General features: G+C 69.0%; 15 protein-coding genes. 11 read left to right on the top strand and 4 right to left on the bottom strand.

From position 1 onward, the window contains the following. The 4 genes from ACK59X_RS01400 to ACK59X_RS01385 form a co-directional block, all read left to right on the top strand. Nucleotides 1-1375, top strand: a 1375-nt coding sequence (locus ACK59X_RS01400) for a polyamine aminopropyltransferase (protein WP_409954654.1), incomplete at its 5' end; no start/stop codon positions are given. A gap of 211 nt (nt 1376-1586) precedes the next feature. Further along, entirely contained in the window at nt 1587-5366 is a 3780-nt protein-coding gene (locus ACK59X_RS01395; RefSeq protein ID WP_409954653.1) for a PAS domain S-box protein, read from the top strand. Nucleotides 5367-5441: 75 nt separating this feature from the next. Continuing rightward, the gene (locus ACK59X_RS01390) at nt 5442-6437 is read left to right on the top strand and encodes an HD domain-containing phosphohydrolase (protein ID WP_409954652.1); all 996 of its coding nucleotides are present in this window, start codon (nt 5442-5444) and stop codon (nt 6435-6437) included. Between the two features lie 197 nt (nt 6438-6634). Beyond that, nucleotides 6635-8353 carry an FAD-dependent oxidoreductase gene (locus tag ACK59X_RS01385; RefSeq protein WP_409954651.1) on the top strand — a complete coding sequence of 573 codons (1719 nt, stop codon included), beginning with the start codon at nt 6635-6637 and terminating at the stop codon, nt 8351-8353. On the opposite strand, the gene ACK59X_RS01380 is transcribed toward ACK59X_RS01385, so the two are convergent. From ACK59X_RS01380 to ACK59X_RS01370, 3 genes are all read right to left on the bottom strand, one after another. Then, entirely contained in the window at nt 8350-8991 is a 642-nt protein-coding gene (locus ACK59X_RS01380) for an aspartate/glutamate racemase family protein (RefSeq protein WP_409954650.1), read from the bottom strand. The two genes, ACK59X_RS01385 and ACK59X_RS01380, sit on opposite strands and share 4 nt — an antisense overlap. A 20-nt stretch (nt 8992-9011) precedes the next feature. Further along, a complete protein-coding gene (locus ACK59X_RS01375) occupies nt 9012-9881 on the bottom strand; it encodes a transporter substrate-binding domain-containing protein (RefSeq protein ID WP_409954655.1) in 870 nt (289 codons plus the stop codon). A 76-nt stretch (nt 9882-9957) separates the two neighbouring features. Further along, on the bottom strand, nt 9958-11313 hold the full coding sequence (locus ACK59X_RS01370; RefSeq protein WP_409954649.1) for an aspartate aminotransferase family protein: 1356 nt from the start codon (nt 11311-11313) through the stop codon (nt 9958-9960). A gap of 165 nt (nt 11314-11478) precedes the next feature. Between ACK59X_RS01370 and ACK59X_RS01365 the strand changes: the two genes are divergently transcribed. The 4 genes from ACK59X_RS01365 (at nt 11479) to ACK59X_RS01350 (ending at nt 15104) form a co-directional block, all read left to right on the top strand. Next, nucleotides 11479-12339 carry a MurR/RpiR family transcriptional regulator gene (locus ACK59X_RS01365; RefSeq protein WP_409954648.1) on the top strand — a complete coding sequence of 287 codons (861 nt, stop codon included), beginning with the start codon at nt 11479-11481 and terminating at the stop codon, nt 12337-12339. Continuing rightward, nucleotides 12336-12836 carry a L,D-transpeptidase family protein gene (locus ACK59X_RS01360; protein WP_409954647.1) on the top strand — a complete coding sequence of 167 codons (501 nt, stop codon included), beginning with the start codon at nt 12336-12338 and terminating at the stop codon, nt 12834-12836. Before ACK59X_RS01365 ends, ACK59X_RS01360 begins: the two co-directional genes overlap by 4 nt. Before the next feature lie 76 nt (nt 12837-12912). After that, on the top strand, nt 12913-14277 hold the full coding sequence (locus ACK59X_RS01355; protein ID WP_409954646.1) for an esterase-like activity of phytase family protein: 1365 nt from the start codon (nt 12913-12915) through the stop codon (nt 14275-14277). A 122-nt stretch (nt 14278-14399) separates the two neighbouring features. Then, nucleotides 14400-15104, top strand: coding sequence for a riboflavin synthase subunit alpha (locus ACK59X_RS01350; RefSeq protein ID WP_409954645.1), 705 nt, complete (start codon nt 14400-14402; stop codon nt 15102-15104). A 6-nt stretch (nt 15105-15110) separates the two neighbouring features. Here the strand turns inward: ACK59X_RS01350 and ACK59X_RS01345 are convergent, their stop codons facing one another. Continuing rightward, complete coding sequence (locus tag ACK59X_RS01345) at nt 15111-15506, bottom strand: nuclear transport factor 2 family protein (RefSeq protein ID WP_409954644.1); 396 nt, start codon at nt 15504-15506, stop codon at nt 15111-15113. Nucleotides 15507-15644: 138 nt separating this feature from the next. Between ACK59X_RS01345 and ACK59X_RS01340 the strand changes: the two genes are divergently transcribed. The 3 genes from ACK59X_RS01340 to ACK59X_RS01330 all read left to right on the top strand — a co-directional run bounded on the left by ACK59X_RS01340 (nt 15645) and on the right by ACK59X_RS01330 (nt 17200). After that, on the top strand, nt 15645-16184 hold the full coding sequence (locus ACK59X_RS01340; protein ID WP_409954643.1) for a GNAT family N-acetyltransferase: 540 nt from the start codon (nt 15645-15647) through the stop codon (nt 16182-16184). A gap of 85 nt (nt 16185-16269) precedes the next feature. Next, on the top strand, nt 16270-16755 hold the full coding sequence (locus tag ACK59X_RS01335; protein ID WP_409954642.1) for an NUDIX hydrolase: 486 nt from the start codon (nt 16270-16272) through the stop codon (nt 16753-16755). Between the two features lie 142 nt (nt 16756-16897). Beyond that, nucleotides 16898-17200 (top strand): hypothetical protein, encoded by a 303-nt coding sequence (locus tag ACK59X_RS01330; RefSeq protein ID WP_409954641.1) that lies wholly within the window; start codon nt 16898-16900, stop codon nt 17198-17200. Nucleotides 17201-17223 lie beyond the last annotated feature (23 nt).

Here is a 17223-nt window from a genome sequence, read left to right as displayed (position 1 = left end):
GGGCTCCTGGCTGTCGCGCTACTTCGAGCGGCAGCTGCCGGCGCACTTCCTGCGCGTCGAGCTGCTGGTGGCGCTGATCGGCGGCGTGCTGCCGGCCACGCTGTTCCTGGCCAACGCCTATGCGCCCGGTGCCTTCCGCCTGCTGCTGTACGGCATGGTGTTCATGGTGGGCACGCTGGCAGGGCTGGAGATTCCGCTGGTCATGCGCATCCTCAAGCGCAACGTGGCGCTCAAGGACCTGGTCTCGCAGGTGCTGACCTTCGACTACCTGGGCGCGCTGGCCGTGTCGATGGCGTTCCCACTGCTGCTGGTGCCGCAGCTGGGGTTGATCCGCACGGGGCTGCTGTTCGGTCTCATGAATGCCTTCGTTGCGCTCTGGGCCGTGTGGCTGTTCCGCCATGAGCTGCGCCGCCTGCGCGCGCATGCCTTCGCCTGCCTGGGCGTGATCGCGCTGCTGCTGGCCGGCCTGGTCGGCGCCGACCACATCACCAGCTTTGCCGAGGACAAGTTCTACCAGGACCGCATCGTCATCAGCACCGCCTCGCCCTACCAGCGCATCGTGGTCACCAACGGCAAGCTGGGCCACCGGCTGTACCTCAACGGCAACCTGCAGTTCGCCGAGCGCGACGAGTACCGCTACCACGAGGCCCTGGTCCATCCGGCCATGGCGGCGCATGGCGCGCCCCGGCGCGTGGCCGTGCTCGGTGGCGGCGACGGCATGGCCGTGCGCGAGATCCTCAAGTACCCCTCGGTCGAGTCCGTCACCCTGGTGGAACTGGACCCGGCCATGACGCGCCTGTTCAGCGAGGACCCGACGCTTGCCCGGCTCAACGGTGGGGCCCTGCGCTCGCCCAGGGTGCAGGTGGTCAACACCGACGCCTTTCGGTGGCTGCAGCAGTGCAAGGCCCCGGGCTGCGACGCGGCGGAAGATGTCTTCGACGTGATCGTGGTGGATTTTCCCGACCCGACCAATTTTTCCATCGGCAAGCTCTACACCAACAGCTTCTACGCGCTGCTGGACAAACGCCTGGCGGCCAGTGGCTACGCCGTGGTGCAGACCACCTCGCCGCTGGTGGCGCGCCAGAGCTACTGGACGGTGGTGCAGACCATCGAATCCGTGGGCCTGCAGACGGCGCCCTACCACGCCCACGTGCCGAGCTTCGGCGAGTGGGGTTTCGTATTGGCCAGCCGCCGGCCCTGGCGCATGCCCGAGGCGCTGCCGGCGGACCTGCGCTTCCTGAGCGCGGGCACGCTGCCTTTGCTGTTCGACTTTCCGCTCGACATGGCGCGCCTGCCGGCCGAGGTGAACCGCCTGTCCAACCAGGCCCTGGTGCATACCTATGAGCGGGAGTGGGGCAAGGTCGTAGGGCATTAGGCGGGCCCCTGAGTCGCTGCGTGCTATCCCCCGGAGCGATCCCGAGGTCCGCACCGGCCTCTGCTTGTGGTGAGGCGCGGGAAGCTGAGTTGTTGCATCCATGCCGCGCGGATGTAACAAACGGGGGTGTGGAGGGGTTTCACGGCTCCGTGCTTGGATCGTTCACCGCGTTCCCGGCAGAATGGATACCAACGCTTACATTTTTCGCCCGATGCTCGACAGATTCTTCGTAGTCGGCGCTGAGCGGGATCCGCAGAACCTCTGGGGGCACGATCCGTGGCTCGTGGCCCTGTCGGTCGTGCTCGCGGTCGCCTCCTCCCTGATGGCGCTTCACCTGGCCGCGCTGGCGCAGCGTGCGCCGGACCGGCTGCGCCGCAACCTCATCGTCGCTTCGGGCTCGCTGGCGCTGGGCGGCGGGGTCTGGTCCATGCATTTCGTGGGCATGCTGGCCTTCGACCTGTGCGCCAACGGGCATTTCGCCCCCTGGGTCACGGCCCTGTCCTTTCTGCCCAGCCTGGTGGCGTCCTGGGTCGCCCTGCATGTGCTCACGCAGGAGCAGCCCACGGGCCGTACCATCACCTGGGGCGGGGCCCTGGTGGGCGCGGGGATCGGTGTCATGCACTACTCCGGCATGGCGGCGTCCGACATGGCGCCCCTGATCCGCTACGACGTGGGCGGCTTCCTGGCCTCGCTGGTGTTCGCCGTGGGCATGGCCATCCTGTCGCTCTGGTTGCGCTTCGGCATGCTGCGCTTCTGGTCGCGCCGGCCCTGGGTGAGCACCCTGCTCGGGGGCCTGGTCATGGGCCTGGCGATCGCCGGCATGCACTACGTCAGCATCGCGGCCGTGCGCGTCGCGGGCAACGTCGCGCCGCTGGGCCCGGTGTCCGAACAGGCCAAGTACATGGCGCTGGCCATTGCGCTGATGGCGGTTCTGGTGGGGTTGGTGGTGACCACGGTCAATATCGGCCTTCGGGCGCGCTGGCTGCTGCGCACCTCCGAGCAGAGCGAGTCGCGCCTGCGCGCCGTGGTGGAAACGGCGATGGACGCCATCGTCATGGCCGATGCAGATGGCAGCATCCGCTCCTTCAATGGCGCGGCGCAGCGCATGCTGGGCTGGACCTCTGACGAGGCCGTGGGGCAGTCGGTGCGCATGTTCGTGGACCCGGCCTACGCGGACAGCCCGGACCGCTACCTGCCGCGCGACCTGGCCCGCGGCGAAGCGCGCCAGGTCGGCAAGGACAAGGACATCCATGTGGTGCGCAAGGATGGCACCCTGTTGCCCGTTCGCCTGGTGGTGGGTCGTGTGGACCTGCCGGGTCCGCCGCTGCTGGTGGGCTTCCTCACCGACCTGACCGAGCGCAAGGCCCTGGAGCTGGAGCGCAGGCGGGGCGAGGAGCAGTTGCGCTCCCTGGTGCGCAACATTCCCGGCGTGGCCTTCCGCTGCCGCTGCGATGCGGACTGGTCCATGCTGTTCATCAGCGATGCCGTCGAGGAGATGACGGGCTGGCCGGCCGAGGATTTCCTGGAGGGCAGCATCTCCTTTGGCCGCATCATCCACGAGGATGACGCCGCACGTGTCGGGCTCGAGGTGGAGCGCGCCCTGCAGGCGGGCGAATCGTATGTGCTGGAGTACCGGCTGCATACGCGGCAGGGCGCGGTGCGCTGGGTGTCGGAAACCGGCCGCGGTGTCATGGGCCCCAGGGGCGAGGTCCAGTGGATCGATGGCGTGATCACCGACATGACGGCCTCCAAGGCGCAGAACGCCGAATTCGTGGGTACTGTCACGGCCATCGGCCGGTCGCAGTCGGTGATCGAGTTCGACCTCGCCGGCCATGTGCTGGCGGCGAACCAGAATTTCCTGGACCTCATGGGCTATACGCTCGCCGAGATCGAAGGCCGCCACCACCGCATCTTCTGCAAACCCGAGTACGCCGGCAGCGAGGCCTACCAGGCCTTCTGGGCGCGCCTGGGGCAGGGCGAGTTCGATGCCGGTGAATACATGCGTGTGGGCAAGGACGGACGCGAGGTCTGGATCCAGGCCACCTACAACCCGATCTTCGACGCGCAGGGCCAGCCGTTCAAGATCGTGAAGTTCGCCACCGACCTGACCGAGCGGCGCCGCATGGAGACCGACCTGCGTGCCGCCAAGGAGCAGGCCGAGCAGGCAGCGGCGGCGCGCAGCAGCTTCCTGGCGAACATGAGCCACGAGATCCGCACGCCCATGAACGCCATCATCGGCTTCACCGAGGCGCTGCTCGACACCCCGCTGGAAAGCACCCAGCGCCGCCACCTGGGCACGGTGCACCACTCGGCGCGCTCCATGCTGCGCCTGCTCAACGACATCCTGGACACGGCCAAGCTCGAAAAGGGCGCGGTCGAACTGGAGGTGGCCGACTTCAGCCTGCGCGAGCTGTGCGACCAGATCCTGGCCTCGCTGCGCATCAACGCCGCCAAGAAGGGGCTGGACGTCATCCTCGACTTCCCTTACGACCTGTCCGACCACTGGCAGGGCGATGCCTTCCGCATCCAGCAGATCCTGCTCAACCTGATGGGCAACGCCATCAAGTTCACGCACCAGGGCCATGTCACGCTGCGCGTGTCGGGGTCCGACGGGCAACTGGTGCTTTCGGTGATCGACACCGGCATCGGCATCGATGCGGCCGGCGTGGAGCGCATCTTCGACCCCTTCGCGCAGGCCGACGCCTCCACCACGCGCCGCTACGGCGGCACGGGCCTGGGCACGACCATCGCCCGCCAGCTGGCCGAGCTCATGGGCGGCACCATCGGCGTCGTGAGCCAGGTGGGCCAGGGCAGCACCTTCACCGTGCAACTGCCGCTGCGTACGGGCCAGGCGCCCGCGGACGGCGGTGCCTCCATGCGCGACTGGCTGCGCGCACCCCTGCCCACGCTGCGTGTGCTGGCCGTGGACGACGTGCCCGCCAACCTGGAGCTGCTGCAGCTCATGCTGGAGCGCGGGGGCCACAAGATCACCACCGCAGACAGTGGTGCCCAGGCCTTCGAGTCCTTTGCACAGGAGCGCTTCGACGTGGTGCTGATGGACCTGCAGATGCCCGACATGGACGGGCTGGAGACCACGCGCCACCTGCGCAGCTTCGAGCGCGCGCGCCAGCGCAAGGCCACGCCCATCATCGCCCTGTCGGCCAGCGTGCTGGAGCAGGACCGGCGCAACGCGCGCGCAGCCGGCATGGACGGCTTTGCCAGCAAGCCGGTCGAGCCCGTGCGCCTGATGGCCGAGATCGCGCGCGTGATCGGTGTGCGCGAGGCCGGCGCCGACCCGGTGTTTGCCGTGACCAGCGCCTTCGGCACCTTGCATCCCCAGGAGGGTCTCAAGGTACGGCCTGAGAGGCCCCAGGTATCGCCACCCGCTGCACCCGCCATCGAATGGGAGCGCGGCGTGCGCCTGTGGACGCAGGCGCGCTACCTGCGCGAGGCCATCGAGCGCTTCATGCAGGAAAGCGGTGTGGCGCTGGCGGGCCTGCTGTCGGCGCACCAGGCCGACGATTGGGACACCCTGGCCGCGCGGGCCCACCGTCTGCGCGGTGCCGCCGGCAACCTGGCGCTGCCCACAGTGGACAAGCTGGCGGCGCAGATCGAGAACGCCGCCCGCGGGCGCGATACCGCGCGCGTGCAGTCCGCGCTGCTGGCGCTTGCCACCGCGCTCGATGCGGTGAACGGCGCCCTGCTCAGCCCCCAGGCACCCGATGCGCAGCGCCAGGGTTCGGCCCCGGCGCCGGCGCCGCTGCAGCAGGACCAGCGCGAGCGGGCGCTGGCTGCCATCGAGGCGCTGGCTGCCGCCCTGGCCCAGGGCGAGTTGGCCGACGCGCCCCTGGCGGTGCTGGAAGCCGAGCTGTCCCCCGTGACCCTCAACAGCCTGCACGAGGCGCTGGACCGCTTCGACTTCGACGAGGCGCAGGCCTGCCTGCAGGCCTTGCAGGGCCACCTGCGCGCTCCCGGGGAAATGCCGGCATGAGCCGGAGCATCGCCAGGTGCGGGACAATCAAGGCATGAACCCGTCCCGCCCGCCAACCTGCAGGAAACCTGCCGCATGAGCACCGTGCAGGAAGACCATCGCCCGCGCCTGCTGCTGGTGGACGACGAGCCCACCAACCTGCAGGTGCTGCGCCACATCCTGCAGGAGCACTACCGCCTGCTGTTCGCCACCGATGGCGCGCGTGCGCTGCAGGTCGCGCAGCATCAGCGGCCGGCCCTGGTGCGGCTGGACGTGATGCTGCCGCAGATGGATGGCTATGCCGTGTGCCAGGCCCTGAAGGCCGAGCGCGCCACCGCGCACATCCCCGTGATCTTCGTCACCGCGCTCACCGAGGTGCAGGACGAGGCACGTGGCTTCGACGTGGGCGGCGTGGACTACATCACCAAGCCCGTGAGCGCGCCCGTGGTGCGCGCGCGCGTGCGCACCCACCTGTCGCTGGTGCGCACCGAGGAGCTGCGCGAGACGCGGCTGCAGATCGTGCAGCGCCTGGGCCGGGCGGCCGAGTACAAGGACAACGAGACCGGCATGCACGTCATCCGCATGAGCCACTTTGCCCATGTGCTGGCGCTGGCGCTCGGCTACTCGCCGGCCTGGGCCGAGGATCTGCTCAATGCCGCGCCCATGCACGATGTAGGCAAGATCGGCATCCCCGATGCCGTGCTGCGCAAGCCCGGCCCGCTCGATGCAGGCGAGTGGGACACCATGCGCCGCCACCCCCAGATCGGCGCCGAGATCATCGGCGAGCACCCCTCGGGCGTGCTGCGCCTGGCCCATGCCATCGCGCTCACGCACCACGAGAAATGGGATGGCAGCGGTTACCCCCAGGGCCTGGCGGGCGAGGCCATCCCGGTGGAGTCGCGCATCGTGGCGCTGGCCGACGTGTTCGATGCGCTCACGGCACGACGGCCCTACAAGGAGCCCTGGAGCACCGAGGACACCGTGGCCCACCTGCGCGCGCAGGCGGGCAAGCACTTCGATCCGTCCATGGTGGAAGTGTTCATCGCTCAACTGCCCCAACTGCTGGAGATCCAGGCGCGCTGGAAAGATTAGGCTCCCCCTGAGTCGCTTCGCGCCTTCCGCCTGAGGGGGAGTTCCCCAGCGCACGCAAGCGAAGCGCCGCATGCGCGGCTTGGCGGCCCTTGCGCGGGGGCGCTGGCCTGAGGCAATGCCAGTTTCCTGGGCTGCGCCAGGTGCCGGCGACCCTTGGGCGCACTCCGGCGGGTTCGGGTGACGTAGAGTACGGCCCCATGTCCCCTGTGCCCCTCTCTTCTCCGCCCTCACCGCGCCGCCGGCAACTGCTGCAGGCTGGTGCCCTGCTGGCTGCGGGGGCTGCGCTGCCCGGCTGCGAGAAGGCGCCGCGCACGCTGGAGGGCGGCTTTGCCGGCATCGACATGGAGCGCGGCCATGCGCTGCGCGAGATGCTCCAGAAAGGTACCCTGCCCGAGCCCGCGGTGGTGCGGCGCGCGCAGGTCATCATCGCCGGGGGCGGGGTGGCCGGCCTGGCGGCGGCGCGTGCGCTGCGCCTGGCCGGGGTGGAGGACTTTGCGCTGCTGGAGCTGGAAGACCAGGCCGGCGGCAACAGCCGTGGCGGCATGGTCGGTGGCATCGCCTGCCCGATGGGTGCGCACTACCTGCCCGTGCCCGGCGACGATGCCAGTGAGGTGCAGGACCTGCTGGAGGAACTGGGCCTGCGCCAGCGCGTGGCCGGGCGCTGGCGCTACGACGAGCGCCACCTGTGCCACAGCCCACAGGAGCGCCTGTACTTCCAGGGCGAGTGGCAGGAAGGGCTGCTGCCCGTGCAGGGTGTGGGCGAAGCGACGCTGGCCCAATACCGCCGCTTCTCCGAGCGCGTGGATGCACTCTCCAAGGCGGCGCGCTTCACCATGCCCATGTCCAAGGCCTTCGCCGACGGCAAGCGGCCGCTGTCGCCTACGCACCAGGCGCTCGATGCCCTGAGCTTTGCCGCCTGGCTAACGCAGGAGGGCCTGGACGACGCGCACCTGCGCTGGTACCTCGACTACTGCTGCCGCGACGACTACGGCGCGGGCACTGAACGGGTGTCGGCCTGGGCCGGCATCCACTACTTTGCCAGCCGCCATGGCTTCCATGCGCCGGGCGATACCGGCAGCGACGACCGCGAAGGCGTGCTCACCTGGCCCGAGGGCAATGGCTGGCTCACCCAGCGCCTGGCGGTGCCGCTGCGCGAAGGCGGGCAACTGGCCACCGGCAGCAGCGTGCTGCGCATCACCGAGGGGCGCCATGGCGTGGAGGTGGATGCGCTCAACCATGCCTCGGGCAATGTCGAGCGCTGGCAGGCGCCGCGCTGCGTGGTGGCGCTGCCCGTGTTCCTGGCCGCGCGCGTGGTGCGCAACCCGCCCGCCTTTGTGACCGAAACGGCCAAGCGCCTGTCCTGGGCACCCTGGCTGGTGGCCAACATCCATATCGATGCGCCGCTGACGGACAGGGCCGGTGCCGCACCCGCCTGGGACAACGTGCTGTATGCCGATGCCAACCCCGGAGGCCTGGGCTATGTGGACGCCGGCCACCAGCGCCTGGACCCGCGCCCGGCCCCCACGGTGCTGACCTACTACCAGGCCCTGGGCGATGTGCCCGACGGCCGCCAGCAACTGGCCACACAGCCCTGGAGCCACTGGGCTCAGGCGGCCCTGCAGGCCCTGACCGGCCCGCACCCCGACCTGGCCCAGCGCGCCACGCGCATCGACATCACGCGCTATGGGCATGCCATGTCCATCCCCACGCCGGGGCTGCTGGGCTGGCTGCACCAGCCGGACCGCTACAAGGCTCCTGGCAGGCGCGTGCGCCTGGCCAGCGGCGAGCGCGTGGCCGTGCTGCCCACGCCGGCCACGGCGCGCCTGGCGTTTGCGCACAGCGACTGGTCGGGGTATTCGGTGTTCGAAGAGGCGTTCACGCGCGGCCACATGGCCGGGCTGCTCGCATCCGGCTAGGCCAAGCAGCGCTTCAAGGCCGCTACTGCGCTGTCCACGGTGGTCAGCACCGGCAGGCCCGTCGTCGCCTCGCACAGGCTGCGTGCGCGGGCCATGCTGAACTGCGCCAGGGCGATCACCTCGCAGCCTTCGCGCTGCAGGCGCTGGGCCTGGGCGGCCACCAGGCTGTCGTGCAACTCGCCGTTGCCTGCGTTCAGCGCGGCCATGGCGCCCTCGGCCAGGGCCAGTTGCAGCGGTGTGCCGGGCGGAAACTCCGGCGGCATGGACTGCAGGGTGGGCGCGAAGCTGGCGATCAGGCCGATGCGCAGGCGCGTGGCCACGGCTTGCTCGACCATGGCCTCGTTGGGCTTGAGCACCGGGATCTGCGGGTGCCGCACCGCCACGCGCTCGATGCAGGGCCCGAAGGCCGAGCAGGTGAACAGGATGGCATCGGCCCCAGTGCCCACCGCATAGGCGGCCAGCGCCTCGAAGCGCGCGTGCATGGCGACGTCCAGGCCCAGCCCTTCGCGCGCCAGGTCGGCCGAGAGGCTGTCGTCCAGCAGGTTCATGCGCACGGCCTCGGGCCAGTCCTGCGCGAAGGCGGTGTTGATGGGCTCCACCGAATGGGCCAGGGCGTGGATGAGGGCGATGCGGGTCATGGTGGGGACGGCGGCGGGGCTCAGATGCCCTTGGAGCTGGGGTTGGCGAAGGCGTCGCGCGTCTCGGCGTTCAGCGGGTAGTTGATGCTCACGTTCTTGGGCGGAATGGGCTGCATGAACCAGCGGTTGTACAGCCTTTCCATCTCGCCCGACTTCATCATGCCCGTGACCACGCGGTCCACCAAGGCCTTGAACTCCGGGTCGTCCTTGCGGAACATCAGCGACTGGTTCTCGGTGCGCAGGCTCTCGCCGACGATGGCGAAGTCCTTGGGGCTGCGGTGGTTGGCGATCAGGCCCGCCAAGAGGATGTCGTCGAGCACGAAGGCGGCGGCGCGGCCGGTCTCGACCATCAGGAAGGAGTGGGTGTGGTCCTTGCCGGCCAGTTGGGTGATCTCCAGGTTCTTGCCCTTGTCGGCCTCGCGCAGCAGGCGCAGCGAAGTCGTGCCGCTGGTGGCCACCACCGACTTGCCCTGCAGGTCGGCCACGCCCTTGATGCCCGAATCGGCGCGCACGGCCATGCGCACGTTGTAGCGGAAGATGTCGGGCGAGAAGGCCACCATCTGCTGGCGCTCGATCAGGTTGGTGGTGGAGCCGCACTCGATGTCCACCGTGCCGTTGGTCACCAGCGGAATGCGGTTCTGCGAGGTCACGTTCTGGTACTTCACCTCGATCTGCGGCATCTTGAGTTCTGTCTTGATGGCCTCCAGGATGCGGTTGCAGATGTCGATGCTGTAGCCCACGGGCTTGCCGCCGCCGTCCAGGTACGAAAAGCCGAACGAGGCCTCCCGGTGGCCGTAGGTGATGGAGCCGCTGTCGCGGATCTTCTTGAGCGTGCCGCCCGCAGGGCTCTGCGCATGGCTGGCGCCGCAGGCCAGCAGGGTGGCCAGCATCAGGGTGGTGGTCAGGGTCTTCATCGGCATGGGAGCACCTTTCAGGTCCAAGTAGCAGGGAGGGGTGGAGAACGGTTCAGCAGGGGCTGGGCTGGCGCGGCAGCGTGGCGGTCGAGGTCACGGCGTTGATCGCCTGCGCCAGCAGCGTGGCGATGGACAGGAGCTGCTCGCGCGTGGCGATGTAGGGCGGGGCCAGCAGCACGTGATCGCCCACATTGCCGTCCACCGTGCCGCCAAAGGGGTAGCACAGCAGGCCCAGGTCCATGGCCTTCTTCTTGAGGCGCGCGTGCACCTTCTGCGCGGGGTCGAACGGCGCCTTGCTGGCGCGGTCTGCCACCAGCTCCACGCCCCAGAAGAAGCCGCGCCCGCGGATGTCGCCCACGTGTGGGTGCTGGCCCAGCGCATCGCGCAGCGCCTGGCCCAGGAAGTCGCCGTCCTCGCGCACCTTGGCCAGCAGGCCGTCGCGCTCGATGACCTGCTGCACGGCCAGCGCGGCGGCGCAGGCCACCGGGTGGCCCAGGTAGGTGTGACCATGCTGGAAGAAGCCGCTGCCTTGGGACATGGCGTCCACGATGTGGCGCTGCGCCAGCACCGCACCGATGGGCTGGTAACCGCCGCCCAGGCCCTTGGCCACGGTGATCAGGTCGGGCACCACGCCCTCCTGCTCGCAGGCGTGCAGGGTGCCGGTGCGGCCCATGCCGCACATCACCTCGTCCAGGATCAACAGCACGCCGTGGCGGTCGCAGACCTCGCGCACCGCCTTGAAGTAGCCGGGCACCGGGGTGAGCACGCCGGCCGTGGCACCGCCCACCGTCTCGGCAACGAAGGCCAGTACCGTGCGCGGGCCGTGGGCGACGATGGCTTCCTCCAGCTCCCGTGCCAGGCGCAGGCCGTAGGCCTCGGGCGTCTCGCCGGCCTGCTGCTCGCGGTAGGGGTAGCAGGGCGCCACATGCGTGGCCTCCACCAGGATGGGGGCGAACGGCGCGCGCCGCCAGGCATTCCCGCCCACGGCCAGCGCGCCCAGGGTGTTGCCGTGGTAGCTCTGGCGCCGGGCGATGAAATGCGTGCGCTCGGGCTGGCCGATCTCCACGAAGTACTGGCGCGCCATCTTGAGTGCGGCCTCCACGGCTTCGGAGCCGCCGCTCACGAAGTAGGCATGGCTGGTGCCGGCGGGCGCCGTGCGCACCAACTGGTCGGCCAGTTGCTCGGCCACCTCGGTGGTGAAAAAGCTGGTGTGGGCGTAGGCCAGGCGGTCGATCTGCGCGTGCATGGCCGCCAGCACCTCGGGGTGGCCATGGCCCAGCGAGGACACGGCGGCACCGCCCGAGGCGTCGAGGTACTCGCGCCCTGCGGCATCGCGCAGGAACAGGCCTTGCCCGCCCACCGCCACGGGCGGGGTGTGCTGCAGATGGCGGTGAAAAACATGGGTCATGCCTGGATCTCCGGAACAGGTGCAAACGTCGATGGAACGAATGTACCGTAAAAACAAAATAAATGGAACATATGTTTTGATAACGGTGCGAAGTGGAACACTCGCACCGCAAGGTGTTCCGCTACAGTGCTGCGACCACCACTCCTGCGCACGCACTCCCCCTCCATGGGCCTGAAAGACACCCTCCGCGCCCGCTTCGACGGCATGACCGCCATGCAGCAAAAGGCGGCGCGCTTTGTGCTGGAACACCCCAACGACGTGGTGACCGCCTCCATGCGCACCGTGAGCGCCCGCGTCGAGATCCCGCCCGCCACGCTGGTGCGCTTTGCCCAGCTGCTGGGCTTCGATGGCTGGCCCGAGCTCAAGGCTGCGCTGGTGCAGGACATGGGCCTTGGTTCCGAGCCCTATGCGCACAAGGCGCGCACCCTGGCCGAGCGCGCGCGCGATGGTGGTGGCGGCCTGGCCGGCGAGATCTTCGCCACGCACCGCGACAACCTCGATGCCACCGAGCGCGCCAGCGTTGATACCCTGCCGCGCGCCGCTGCGCTGCTGGAGAAGGCGCGCGCCGTGCACGTGGCGGGTTTCCGCGCCTGCCACCCGGTGGCCTATTCGCTGATGTACGTGTACCGTTTGTTCCGCGACAGCGTGCACCTGCTCGATGGCCTGGGCGGCTCGCTGGAGATGCAGCTGCGCGCCATGCACAAGGGCGATGCGGTGGTGGTCATCAGCTTCAGCCCGTATTCGCGCGAAGCCATCGCCGTGGCGCGCCAGGCGCGCGCGGCCGGCTGCCAGGTACTGGCGCTGACCGACACGCCCTCCTCCCCGCTGGCGCTGCTGGCGCACGAGGTGCTGCTGTTCTCCACGCAGAGCCCCTCGTTCTTCCCCTCCATTGCGGGCGCGCAGGCCCTGTCGGAAGCCCTGCTGGGCCTCTTGGTCAGCCGCGCCGGCAAGGCCGGCATTGCCCGCATCGAAGGGGCCGAGGCCCAGCTCTTCGAAACCGGCGCCTACCTGCCCCCCGCGCCGTGAGCGCAGCACCGGCGGGCGGCGTGCATCTGCATGTCCAGGTCGGGCTGCAGCAGCTCGACCTGTGGGACAGCGGCACGCTGGTGCGCAGCTACCCGGTCTCCACAGCCCTGAACGGCATGGGCGAGCAGAGCGGCAGCGGCTGCACGCCGCGCGGCCTGCACCGCGTGCGCGCCAAGGTGGGCGTGGGCTGCGACGCGGGCACCGTCTTCGTGGGGCGCCGGCCCACGGGTGAGCTGTACTCGCCCGAGCTCGCGGCGCAGCACCCGGGGCGCGACTGGATCCTGTGCCGCATCCTCTGGCTCACGGGCTGCGAGCCGGGCGTGAACCGCGGCGGTGCGGTGGACACGCTGCGCCGCTACATCTACCTGCATGGCTGCCCCGATGGCACGCCGCTGGGCGTGCCCGCCTCGCACGGCTGCGTGCGCATGGCCAATGCCGATGTGATGGACCTGTTTGACCGCGTGGCCGTGGGCACACCGGTGCACATCGTGCCCTGAGGCAGCCCTGCTCTGTCACGCACCCGTCATGCGCGCCGGGCATCGTCGCAGGTTTACATTTCTGCCGTCTGCGACCATGTCCCGACTTTCCACCCTCGCCGCCAGCGCCCTGCTGGTCTGCGCTGCCGCGTCTTCATTCACGGCCCAGGCCCAGCAGGCCTACCCCGCCACGCTGGCCGGCCACGCCATGATACCCGCCATGAGCCTGGTGCCCGCCCCCAAGGACGCGCCGCAGGACCTGCAGGTCAGCGGCAAGTTCACCACGGGCAAGCGCGTGGAAACGCTGGGCTCGGTCGAAGGCCTGTCGGGCGGCCGCCCCACGGGCATCTCGCTGCCCTTCGCGGGCCAGCCGCTGCAGGGCCACTCGGGCATCAAGCGCATGGCCGACGGCACGTTCTGGATCCTCACCGACAACGGTGCCGGCGCCAAGGCCAATTCGCCCGACTTCATGCTGCACCTGAGCCACTACAACGTGGACTTCAAGAGCGGCCAGTTCAACCGCCTGGCCACCGTATTCCTGCACGACCCGGACAAGAAGGTGCCGTTCCGCATCGTCCACGAAGGCACGGACAAGCGTTACCTGACCGGCTCGGACTTCGACCCCGAGAGCTTCCAGTTCGCCGGCGGCGCGCTGTGGATCGGTGAGGAATTCGGCCCCTACCTGATCAAGGCCGACCTCACGGGCCGCGTGCTCGCCGTGTTCGAGACCCAGGTGGACGGCAAGCTCGTGCGCTCGCCCGACCACCCGGCCATCACCACGGCCGGCGCACCCGATGCCAAGGCCGCGTCCTTCGAGGTCAAGCGCTCCAAGGGCTATGAAGGCATGGCCTCGTCCAAGGACGGCAGCAAGCTCTACGCCCTGCTCGAAGGCCCGCTGTGGAACGAGGCTGCCAAGGCCTATGAGGCCGTCGATGGCACCAAGCAGTACCTGCGCGTGCTGGAGTTCGACGTGAAGTCCGAGCAATGGACCGGCCGCCACTGGAAGTACGTGCTGGAGGCGAACCACCACGCCATCGGCGACTTCAACATGATCGACGGCAGCACCGGCCTCATCATCGAGCGCGACAACGGCGAAGGCACGGCCGACAAGGCCTGCCCCGAAGGACAGAAGCGCACGGACTGCTTCCACGACCTGGCCAGGTTCAAGCGCGTCTACAAGATCGAGCTGACCGACGCCAATGTGGGCGGCCCCCTGCGCAAGGTGGGCTACATCGACCTGCTGTCCATCCAGGACGCCAAGCGCCTGGCGAAGAAGCCGCTGAACAACGGCGTGCTGACCTTCCCCTTCTTCACCATCGAGAACGTGGATGTGGTGGACGGCACGCACATCGTGGTGGGCAACGACAACAACCTGCCCTTCAGCTCCAGCCGCGAGCCGAACAAGGCCGATGACAACGAGCTGGTGCTGCTCGAAGTGGGCGAGCTGCTGCGCGCGAAGTAAGCACACGCCACTGTGCTTATTGCGCAAAGGGCTGTCCGGGAGGCAGCCCTTTTGCATGGCGGGCAGCGCGGTGCGGGGCCGGGTGGCAAAATTGACGGCCAACCCCTGAAAGCCGCGCCACCATGTTCACAGGCATCGTTCAAGCCACGGCAGGCATTGCCGCCATCCATGACCGCGCAGGCCTGCGCACCTTCACACTGGATTTTCCCGAAGGCTTCTGCCAGGACCTGGCCATTGGCGCCAGTGTCTCCACCGACGGGGTCTGCCTCACGGTGACCGAGATCCTCTCGCCCACGCAGGCCAACTTCGATGTGATGCAGCAGAGCCTGAACATCACCACGCTGGGCAGCTATGCCCAGGGTGACCGCGTGAACGTGGAGCGCGCGGCCAAGGACGGTGCCGAGATCGGCGGGCACCCGCTGTCGGGCCACATCGACTTCTCGGGCACGCTGGCCAGCGTGCGCGAGTTCGACAACAACCTGGTGTGGCGCGTGGCCGTGCCGCCCGAGTTCCGCCGCTACGTGTTCGCCAAGGGTTATATCGCCATCCACGGCGCCAGCCTCACGGTGGCCGAGGTGAACCGCGCCGAGGGCTGGTTCGAGGTCTGGCTGATCCCCGAGACGCGCCGCGCCACGGTGTTCGAGGGCAAGAAGGCCGGCGACCGCCTGAACATCGAGATCGAGCGCAGCACCCAGGTGGTGGTCGACACGGTGCGCGAGGCCGTGCAGGAAAGCCTGGGCCGGCTGCAGCCCGTGCTCGAAGCCCTGCTCCAGGAAAAGGGCTTGTCGCTCGAAGACTTCGTGCAGCCGCCGGTGCTACCGCACTGAGGTCCATCAGCCCGCCACGTAGTCCAGAAAGCCCGTGACGCGGCGCAGGCGCCCGTCGGCATCGAGCTCGGCCACATCGGTGCCGCGCGCCACGGGCTCGGCACCCGGGGCTGTGAGCGCCCAGGAAAAGCGCACCACGCCGTGGTGCCCCTCAGGTGTTCCATGCAGTACGAAGCGGTGGCCGGCAAAGCGCTGCTGCGCCCCGGCGATTAGCGCGGCCAGGCCATCGTGGCCCCGGCCTTCCATCATCGGATCCAGGTAGTGGACGTCGGTGCTGAAGGTGCCCTGTACCAGGCGTTCGCGCTCGGCCGCGTCGGTGGCGTTCCAGGCGGCGAGGTAGCGCGCGGCGATGTCGGGGGCGGCGCTGGCGGCGTTCAGGGCAGAGGATTCGGCGGTGTTCATGGCAACTCCTGAAAAAAGGGGTGGATGTGGCGGATGCGGTGGCATCCGGCACGGGCCATTCTTCGCGCCCGCAGTGCCGGCGTCGATGACCTCCGATGTCATGCGCCACGCAAGCTGCCGGGATAATCCAGTCCCTGCATGCCAAAGTCCCCGCTTTCTCCCCCCTCCCTGCCAGGTGCGCCACGCGCGCTGCAGCCGCACGACCTGCCGGGCCTGCTGCAGGTGCAGCTGGCCTGCCATGGCGAGGGCTTTGTCGAAAGCGGCGAGGTCTTCGCGCGCCGGCTGGCCAGCCCGGTGAACTGCTCGCTGGTGCTCGAACGTGACGGGCAGGTCTGCGCCTACCTCGCGGCCTACCGCTCGGTGCAGGGCAAGGTCACGCCTCTGCACGGTGACTTCGAGGCACCGGCCGGCACACCCGACACGCTCTACCTGCACGACATGGCCGTGCTGCCCGCCTGTGCGGGCCAGGGCCTGGCGCAGGCACTGCTCACACCCCTGTGGGCCCAGGGCGCGGCCTGGGGCCTGCGGCACACGGCCCTGGTCTCGGTGCAGGGCTCGCAGGGTTACTGGGAGCGCCATGGCTATGCCGTGCAGCCGCTGGCCGATGCACTGCAGCGCGAGCGGCTGGCAAGCTACGGCGAGGGGGCCGTGTACATGGTGCGAACGCTGGCGCCCTAGCCAGCGCCTTGCGTACGCCATTGGGCCTGTGTGAACGGCGCCACGGGCTGGGCATCCGTCGCAGGCGGTGGTCATAATGGGTGGCATGCCCAACCGCTGGAAACCCAATGTCACCGTGGCCGCTGTCATTGAACGCGATGGCCGCTTCCTGCTGGTGGAGGAAGAGACCACCGATGGCCTCAAGCTCAACAACCCCGCCGGCCACCTGGACCCGGGCGAGTCGCCCATCACCGCCTGCGCGCGCGAGGTGCTCGAAGAGACCGCCTTCGATTTCGAGCCCCTGCACATCATCGGTGTGTACCTCAACCGCTTCACCAAGACGCGCACGGGCGACGACATCACCTACCTGCGTTTTGCCTTTGCCGGCAACCTGGGCACGCACCATGCATGGCGCGCGCTCGATGAAGGCATCGTGCGCACCGTGTGGATGACGGCCGAAGAGATCCGTGCGTGCCCCGAGCGCCACCGCAGCCCGCTGCTGCTGCAATGCCTGGCCGACTACCTGGCCGGCCAGCGCTACCCGGTATCGCTGGTGCACACCGATATCTCGGTGACGCAGGCCCCGGGCTGAGACCGCGCGGGATGCGCAGAGGATTTTTTCCGGACCGCATGTAACCGGCGTGGTGGACGGGACGAACTAACAGGCAGAGAGCGTGGCGCCGCGCGATCTGAACAACCCCTGTTTCGACCCCATCCTTCTGGAGCCATCCACCATGCTGCACACCACCACGTCTTCTTCCTCTTCCTCCGCATCCCTCGCACTGGCCGCGGCGCTGCTGGCCCTGTCCTCTGGTGCCTTTGCCGCCGACGCCCCCAAGGGTTCCAAGGGCGCAGCCATTGCCGCCAACGACAAGGTGCACTGCTACAACGTGCACGAGTGCAAGGGCAACAGCGACTGCTCCACCGCCGAGCACAGCTGCAAGGGCCAGAACGCCTGCAAGGGCCACGGCTTCAAGGCCAAGACCGCAGCCCAGTGCCTGAGCGAAAAGGGCACTATCGGTGATATCAAGGGGTGATGGCCCCTGGTGGCTGTGCCATG

Origin of the sequence: Acidovorax sp. (assembly GCF_046339755.1) — a bacterium.
Classification (GTDB): domain Bacteria; phylum Pseudomonadota; class Gammaproteobacteria; order Burkholderiales; family Burkholderiaceae_C; genus Acidovorax.
Note: the sequence above shows the minus strand (reverse complement) of the source record. Positions and strands in the feature narration are given on the sequence as shown.

Coding starts and splice junctions, on each gene's coding strand:
- ACK59X_RS01355 (WP_409954646.1), top strand. CDS start 12,913: ATGTCCCGACTTTCCACCCTCGCCGCCAGCGCCCTGCTGGTCTGCGCT.
- ACK59X_RS01395 (WP_409954653.1), top strand. CDS start 1,587: ATGCTCGACAGATTCTTCGTAGTCGGCGCTGAGCGGGATCCGCAGAAC.
- ACK59X_RS01330 (WP_409954641.1), top strand. CDS start 16,898: ATGCTGCACACCACCACGTCTTCTTCCTCTTCCTCCGCATCCCTCGCA.
- ACK59X_RS01340 (WP_409954643.1), top strand. CDS start 15,645: ATGCCAAAGTCCCCGCTTTCTCCCCCCTCCCTGCCAGGTGCGCCACGC.
- ACK59X_RS01385 (WP_409954651.1), top strand. CDS start 6,635: ATGTCCCCTGTGCCCCTCTCTTCTCCGCCCTCACCGCGCCGCCGGCAA.
- ACK59X_RS01365 (WP_409954648.1), top strand. CDS start 11,479: ATGGGCCTGAAAGACACCCTCCGCGCCCGCTTCGACGGCATGACCGCC.
- ACK59X_RS01390 (WP_409954652.1), top strand. CDS start 5,442: ATGAGCACCGTGCAGGAAGACCATCGCCCGCGCCTGCTGCTGGTGGAC.
- ACK59X_RS01375 (WP_409954655.1), bottom strand. CDS start 9,881: ATGCTGGCCACCCTGCTGGCCTGCGGCGCCAGCCATGCGCAGAGCCCT.
- ACK59X_RS01350 (WP_409954645.1), top strand. CDS start 14,400: ATGTTCACAGGCATCGTTCAAGCCACGGCAGGCATTGCCGCCATCCAT.
- ACK59X_RS01345 (WP_409954644.1), bottom strand. CDS start 15,506: ATGAACACCGCCGAATCCTCTGCCCTGAACGCCGCCAGCGCCGCCCCC.
- ACK59X_RS01380 (WP_409954650.1), bottom strand. CDS start 8,991: ATGACCCGCATCGCCCTCATCCACGCCCTGGCCCATTCGGTGGAGCCC.
- ACK59X_RS01370 (WP_409954649.1), bottom strand. CDS start 11,313: ATGACCCATGTTTTTCACCGCCATCTGCAGCACACCCCGCCCGTGGCG.
- ACK59X_RS01335 (WP_409954642.1), top strand. CDS start 16,270: ATGCCCAACCGCTGGAAACCCAATGTCACCGTGGCCGCTGTCATTGAA.